The 6,985-nt window shown below is 73.8% G+C and carries 5 protein-coding genes and 1 pseudogene; 4 read left to right on the top strand and 2 right to left on the bottom strand.

What is annotated here, in order from left to right; translation table 11 throughout:
* The first annotated feature begins 17 nt into the window (after window positions 1–17).
* The 3 genes from ACWC9R_RS20640 to ACWC9R_RS20650 all read left to right on the top strand — a co-directional run bounded on the left by ACWC9R_RS20640 (window position 18) and on the right by ACWC9R_RS20650 (window position 3,142).
* Window positions 18–470: a PH domain-containing protein gene (locus tag ACWC9R_RS20640; protein ID WP_450733429.1), complete on the top strand. Its 453-nt coding sequence runs from the start codon at window positions 18–20 to the stop codon at window positions 468–470.
* 174 nt (window positions 471–644) lie between these two features.
* Complete coding sequence (locus ACWC9R_RS20645) at window positions 645–2,018, top strand: hemolysin family protein (RefSeq protein ID WP_450733430.1); 1,374 nt, start codon at window positions 645–647, stop codon at window positions 2,016–2,018.
* Window positions 2,015–3,142, top strand: coding sequence for a hemolysin family protein (locus tag ACWC9R_RS20650; RefSeq protein WP_450733432.1), 1,128 nt, complete (start codon window positions 2,015–2,017; stop codon window positions 3,140–3,142). Before ACWC9R_RS20645 ends, ACWC9R_RS20650 begins: the two co-directional genes overlap by 4 nt.
* Window positions 3,143–3,164: 22 nt before the next feature.
* Here ACWC9R_RS20650 and ACWC9R_RS20655 read toward each other — a convergent pair whose 3' ends face one another.
* Both ACWC9R_RS20655 and ACWC9R_RS20660 read right to left on the bottom strand, forming a co-directional pair.
* Entirely contained in the window at window positions 3,165–5,060 is a 1,896-nt protein-coding gene (locus tag ACWC9R_RS20655; protein ID WP_450733434.1) for an AAA family ATPase, read from the bottom strand.
* Window positions 5,061–5,535: 475 nt separating this feature from the next.
* A complete protein-coding gene (locus tag ACWC9R_RS20660; protein ID WP_450733436.1) occupies window positions 5,536–6,120 on the bottom strand; it encodes a uridine kinase family protein in 585 nt (194 codons plus the stop codon).
* Between the two features lie 190 nt (window positions 6,121–6,310).
* Between ACWC9R_RS20660 and ACWC9R_RS20665 the strand changes: the two are divergent.
* Window positions 6,311–6,985 (top strand): annotated as a pseudogene (locus ACWC9R_RS20665) (peptidase C39 family protein); the annotation flags it as partial.

Here is a 6,985-nt window from a genome sequence, read left to right on the forward strand (position 1 = left end):
CACGGAAGACCGACGACGTGTCCGCGCCCCTGCCCAGCCTGCCGGTGACCTTCCGGCCGACCCGCACCCGGGTCGTCCTGTACTCCGTGGGCCTCGCCCAGCTCGCCGCCCTCACGGCGATCGCGCTGGCGCTGCCGAAGCTGAGCGGCGGCGAGCGGCTGAGCTTCGTCCTCACCGGACTGCTGGTGCTGGCCGTCCTCCTGCTCCTCGCCCGCCCGAAGGTGGTCGCGAGCCAGGACGGCGTCACGGTGGTCAACCTCACCACCCGGCGCGAACTGGCCTGGGCGCAGGTCGTACGCGTCAACCTCCGGGCCGGCGACCCCTGGGTCCACCTCGACCTCGCCGACGGCACCAGCCTGCCCGCCATGGGCATCCAGCCCGGCATCGCCCGGGACCAGGCCATCCGGGACGCCCGCGCGCTGCGCGACCTCACCGAGAAGCATGGTGCTGTCGACCACACGGCCGGATGAGCCTGCCCTAATCGAGGCCCCGCTGTTTACTCTGTTCTCCGGGGCGCGCCCTGCGCCCCGCCCCTCAAGGGGACCACTGCGACCCGAGGAGTGACTCCCTCCGGCAATGGACGGATCGTCCTGTAGTACCTGCGCCGCCCCTCCCCAACCCCCGCATACCACGGAGGCGGCGGCATGACCGGCCCCCTGCTGCTGCTCGCCGCGGCACTCGTCCTGATCCTGGCCAACGGTTTCTTCGTCGCCGCCGAGTTCGGACTCGTCACCGTCGAGAAGGCGGACGCCGAACGCGCCGCGGCCGACGGCGACCGCGCCGCCCACACCGTCGTCTCCGCCCTCCGGGAACTCTCCTTCCAGCTGTCCGGCACCCAACTGGGCATCACGATCACCTCCTTGGTCGTCGGCATGCTCGCCGAGCCCGCCCTGGCCGAACTGCTGGCCGGGCCGCTGCTCGCCACCGGCCTGCCCAAGGGCGCGGTCCCCGGCACCGCCGTCGTCATCGGCATGCTGCTGGCCTCCGCCGTCCAGATGGTCATCGGCGAGCTGGTCCCCAAGAACTGGGCGGTGTCCAAGCCGCTGCCCGTCGCCCGGGTCGTGGCCGGCCCGCAGCGGGTCTTCTCCCACTTCTTCCGCCCGGTGATCACCCTGCTGAACACCGTCGCCAACCGCCTGGTGCGCGCCCTGGGCGTGGAGCCGACCGACGAGCTGGCCTCCGCCCGCACCCCCGGCGAACTGGTCTCGCTCGCCCGGCACTCCGCCCGCGCGGGTGCCATCGAGCAGGACACCGCCGACCTCTTCGTGCGCACCCTCTCGCTGGGCGATCTGACGGCGGAGAACGTCATGACGCCACGCGTCCGGGTGAGCGCGCTGCAGGCGTCCGCGACCGCCGAGGACGTGGTGAACCTCACCCGCGCCACCGGCCTGTCCCGGTTCCCCGTCTACCGCACCCGCCTCGACGAGATCGTCGGCATGGTGCACCTCAAGGACGCGCTGGCCGTCCCGGCGCACGACCGGCTGCGCATCCCGGCCGCCCGGATCGCGGTACCGCCGCTGCTGGTGCCCGAGACACTGCCGGTTCAGCCGCTGCTGGAGCGGCTGCGCAGCGAACAGCCGATCGCGGTGGTCGTCGACGAGTACGGCGGCACCGCCGGTGTGGTGACCCTGGAGGACATCATCGAGGAGCTGGTCGGCGAGGTCCGCGACGAGCACGACGGGGTGGACCTGCCCGAGCTGGGTCAGGCCCCGCCCGAGGAGGGCCGCCCCGCCTGGGACGCCGACGGCGGCTGCCGGGTGGACACCCTGCGGCGGATCGGCCTGGACGCCCCCGAAGGACCGTACGAGACGGTGGCAGGACTGGTGGCCCACATACTCGGCCGTATCCCGGCCCCCGGCGACATCGCGGAACTCGACGGCTGGCGGCTGCGGGTGCGGCTGGTGTCGCACCACCGCGCCGAGCGGATAAGGATCGTACGGACCGCGACCGTCATGGCGCCCGCCGCCCCCGGGGCGCGCCGTGAACCCCTCGTGCTCGGCGCGGAGGTGGCCCGATGACGCTGGTCCAGCTTCTCTTCGCGGTGCTGCTCGTGCTGACCAACGGCTTCTTCGTCGGCGCCGAGTTCGCCCTGGTCTCGGTACGCCGCAGCCAGATCGAGCCGCTGGCGACCGAGGGCTCCACCCGGGCCCGGCAGGTGCTGCACGGCCTGGAGAACCTCCCGCAGATGATGGCCGCCGCGCAGTTCGGCATCACCGTCTGCTCGCTGACGCTGGGCGCGGTCGCCGAGCCGACCGTCGCCCACCTCCTGGAGCCGCTCTTCGAGGCGGTGCACCTGCCCGCCGCCCTGGTCCACCCGCTCGGCTATGTCATCGCCCTGGCGCTGGTGGTCTTCCTCCACCTCGTCATCGGCGAGATGGTCCCCAAGAACCTGGCGATGGCCGCGCCGGAGAAGACCGCCCTGTGGTTCAGCCCCGGTCTGGTCGCCTTCGCGCGGCTGTGCCGCCCGGTCACTGCGCTGCTCGGGGCCTGCGCCCGCGGAGTGCTGCGGATCTTCCGGGTGGAGCCGAAGGACGAGGTCGAGGCGGCCTTCACCAGTGAGCAGCTCACCCACCTCGTGGAGGACGCGGGGCAGGCGGGCCTGCTGGAGCCGGCCGAGCAGGAACAGCTCTCGGACGTCCTGGAACTGGGCAGCCGCCCCGTCACGGAGGTCCTCCTCGACCGGGCGGGACTGGTCACCGTCGAACCGACCGTGACCCCTCGCCAGGTGGAGGAGCTGACCGTACGGACCGGCTACTCCCGCTTCCCGGTGTGCGCCCCCGGCGGCGCGTACATGGGCTACCTCCACGTCAAGGACGTCCTCGACCTGGAGGAACGGGACCGCGCGGTGCCCCAGCGCATCTGGCACCCGATGACCACGCTGCGCGCCGAGCTGCCCCTGGACGACGCGCTGACGGCGATGCGCCGGGCCGCCTCCCATCTGGCGGCGGTCGCCGACGCGACCGGCCGGGTGCTCGGCCTGGTCGCGCTGGAGGACGTGCTGGAGATGCTGGTCGGGGAGGTCCGTGACCCCGCGCACCGGCGGGCACCGGCGGCCCGTACCCGCGGCCGCGCGGGCGACCGGGTCAGCGAGCCCCGCGAGGAGGCCCCGCTGCCGGCGGAGGACCGGGTGCCGACGGGCTGAGACGAGGGCGGCCGGCCGCCGCTCAGAACTCCGGCCGCCCCGGCGTGTCCGGGCCGCGGCCGGAGAGGACCTCGCCGTAGGCCTGCATCAGATCCGGCAGCCGGAGCGTGGCGAGGTCGTCGCGGGTCGGGGTGCCGCGCCAGGTGGAGAGCCGCAGATCGCGGTAGGCGCAGCTCTTCTCGTACAGGGTGCGCAGAAAGCGGCCGTTGCCCAGCTCGTCGATCCAGCCCTGCTCGACGACATGCCCGCTGATGCTGCACAGCTCGTCGCGGGCCTCCTCGTCCCAGTGGTCGCCGTTCTCCTCGGCCAGCACCTCACCGATGGCGGTCAGCTCCAGCGGCCGGTAGCTGGGGAAGTCGACACGGCTGGTGAAGCGGGACGACAGCCCCGGGTTGGCGGCCAGCAGCCGGTCCATGCCCTCCGGGTAGCCCGCCAGGATGACCACCAGCCGGTCGCGGTTGTCCTCGGCGCGCTTGAGCAGCACCTGCAGGGCCTCGTCGCCGTAGGCGTCGCCCTTGCTGTAGCCGGAGTTGGACAGGCTGTACGCCTCGTCGACGAACAGCACCCCGCCCAGCGCGGAGTCGATCAGCTCATTGGCCTTCACCGCGGTCTGGCCGAGGAACTCACCGACCAGATCCGACCGCTGGGCCTCCACGAGATGGTCGCCGCCGAGGAGCCCCAGGGCGTAGAAGACCCGCCCCAATATCCGGGCCACGGTGGTCTTGCCGGTGCCGGACGGGCCGGAGAAGACGAAGTGCCGCTTGGGCGGCTGCACCGGCAGCCCCTGGCTCGCCCGCAGCCGCGCCATCCGCAGCTGGGCCGACAGCGCCCGCACCTGCCGCTTGACCGGCTCCATGCCGACCATCCGCTCCAGCTCCGCCAGCGCTTTCTCCAGCAGCACCGGATCGGCGGGCCCGGCGGGCAGCCGCTCCGCGCCGCGCGGCACCGAGGCCGTCGCCTTGACCCGGGCCGCCGCGTCGCCCCCGGCGGGCGGGCCGCCGCCCTCACCGCCGTCCGGCCCGTCCGCCTCGCCGGTCACCAGCAGCTCCCGGCCGTCGACCGGGTCGAGCGGGGCCGGCGGGTCCGGGTCGCCGCCGGCCCCCTGGCCGAGGCCCGCGGCGGAGACCGTCGCGAGATCGGCGCCCTCGTCCAGGCCGTCCCCCTCGGCGATGGCGGCGAGCCGCGCCGCGGTGTCCATGAACGCCGGGTCGACCCGGTGCACGGCGCGGTAGAGGGGGAGCGCCGCGGCGCTGCGGCCGGTGCCCTCATGGGCGCGGGCGAGCCAGTAGCGCAGCTCCTTGCGCTGCGGCTGCTCGCTGCGGCAGCGCATCAGCGCGGCCGCCAGCAGGGGTTCGGCCTGCCCGTACATCTCCAGCCGGACCCGCGCCATGCCGCCGAACAGCCCCGCCTCGATGCCCAGCACCGGGTCGGCGAGCAGCGGCTCGGTGTGCCGTACGAGCTGGTCCCAGTCCTTGACGAGGTAGGCGCGGCAGGCGTGCAGAAAGCGGACCTGGGGGTCGGTGTCGACGGGCGGGCAGCCGGCCAGCGCCTGGTCCAGCTCGGCGACATGGCGGCCGTCGAGCCAGTGGGAGGCGTGGGCGAGCAGCAGATCGCGGCCGGTCTCCAGCACCGGCTGGACCCACCAGCCCAGCCAGTACCAGGAGTTGAGGGTGCGTCGGTGGCGGGCCCGCATGTCGCCGAAGCGTTCGCGGTGCCGGTGCATCCGCAGCAGCGCGAGGGAGGTGTCCGCGCGCAGTGCGTGCAGGCCGAGCCAGGCGTCGGCCATCGTCGGATCGAGCCGTACCGCGGCCCGGAACTCCTCCTCGGCCTGCGGATAGGCGCCCACGGTGTAGGCGTCGACCGCGCGCAGCCAGGCGAGCTCGGCCGGGGCGGGCGAACCCTGAGTGCCGAAATCCATCCCGTCCCCCCACAAAGCGTCCCCCGCGCGGCGCCGGGCGAGTGCCCGGCCGCGGCTCCCTAACCGGCATACGGCGGACGGGAGTTGACCGTCTCCGCGCACACCTCGGTCCCAGGCCGGCGGTGGCACGGACTCGCATGGTACCTGCGGGATCGGTGCACGCCGAAGAGGGCGGTGCGGGCCAAGAACGTACGGCGGGGCGCGAGGTGACGGCGCGAAGAATGCGGTGACCCTGGGTGAGGGAGAGAGGCTCCCGACCGGCGGCGCGAGCGGCATCTGGACAGAACGAAGCCCCCGATCACGGGGGAACAACCGGGGGCTTCGCATCTGTGGGCGGTCCGTTGAACCGCACATTGAGAACGTAAGTCCTGTACGCCCCCCAGGTCAAGCCGAGTTGAGGTACTCGGCGGGACCCTGTCGGCGGCGCCGGGCGGGTCGGCCGCGGTTGGCTACGGAGGGTGAAATAGGGGGCCGCTCAGGGTGTTCCGGAAGGTCCCACCACTACCTCGTACCCCATCTGCCCCTGGTGGACCAGGAAATCGGCGTACGGGCGCGAAGCATCCGCTGCGAAGTGCGCGCGCTCCGCCGGAATCCAGCCACTCCAGAACGCGGAGAGCCCCGGTCCGTCGCGGAGTTGACCCCTTTCCCAGGAGTCCTCGCGCGTCAGTTCCATCCACAGCAGGCACGCCAGAAACGGCCGCAGCGCCCGCCGTCCCGCGCCCACGCCCTCGACCAGCACCAGCGGTGCGGGCGCCAGCGCACGCTCCTCCGTGAACTCCCCGCGCACCCAGTCGTAGACGCCGTAGCGCGCCGTCTCGCCCCGCGACAGCGGCCCGAGGATCTGGGAGCCGAACCGCTCACTCCAGGCGAACAGTTCCTCATGGGTGGCGAGATCGTCGGTGTGCACCACCGGCACCCCGCCCAGCGCGTCGGCCAGCCGGTCCGCGAACGTGCTCTTGCCCGACCCCGCGTGCCCGTCCACCGCGACCAGCCGCACCGGACCGCAGGAGGGCGGTGCGGCGTGCAGCCGGGCGGCGAGCGGGGCGAGGCCATGGTCCATCGCGCCAGCGTACGCCGCCACCGCACACCGCTCCGACGCCACTGGTCCACACCAATATTGGTGCCGCGACGCGCCCCGCACCGCCTTCCGCAGCCGGCCCGGAAGGGCAATAGTTGAGCCACTGCCCCGCCGCCCGTCACCCGCCCGGCCTCTCCCACCCGCTCCTCTGCATCCCACTGGGGGACACTCCATGACCAGCTCCGCACCCCGGCGCACCGTCCTGGCAGCCGCGCTCGCCGCCGCGGCGGGCGCCGCCACCCCCGCGGCGCAGGCCGCCGACCCCGCCCGTACGCCCCCCGCGTCCCCGGCCCCCACCACCCCGGAGGCCGCCGCGCGCCGACCGAAGAGCCTCGTGGACTATCACGCCTGGACCACCACCGCCGACTGGCACTCGGGCCGCGCCCGGGGGACCGGCCCCGCACACGGCTCCCGGCCGGGCATCCGCCTCGTCCACCCGGCCGGCACCGTCGACTACAAGGACCCGCACACCGGCCGGACCACCGCCTGGGAGTACGCCGTCTGGACCTCCCCGGCACACCCCCTCAAGGTCCCGGCCACCGAGGCCGTCGCCTCCTGGAACGCCCACACCCCGGCCGGCACGTGGATCGCCGTCGAACTGCGCGGCACCTACTCCGACGGCGGCCGCACCCCCTGGTACGTCATGGGCCGCTGGACCGCCGGCGACAGCGACGCCGACATACGGCGCACCTCCGTCGACGGCCAGAAGGACGGCCGCAGCAGCATCTCGACCGACACCTTCGCCATCGACACCCCCGCGAGCGGCCTCCGCCTGACCTCGTACGAGCTGCGCGTCACCCTCCACCGCCGGCCCGGCACCGCCCTCACCCCCACCGTCTGGCGGCTC

The organism is Streptomyces sp. NPDC001219, from assembly GCF_053597915.1.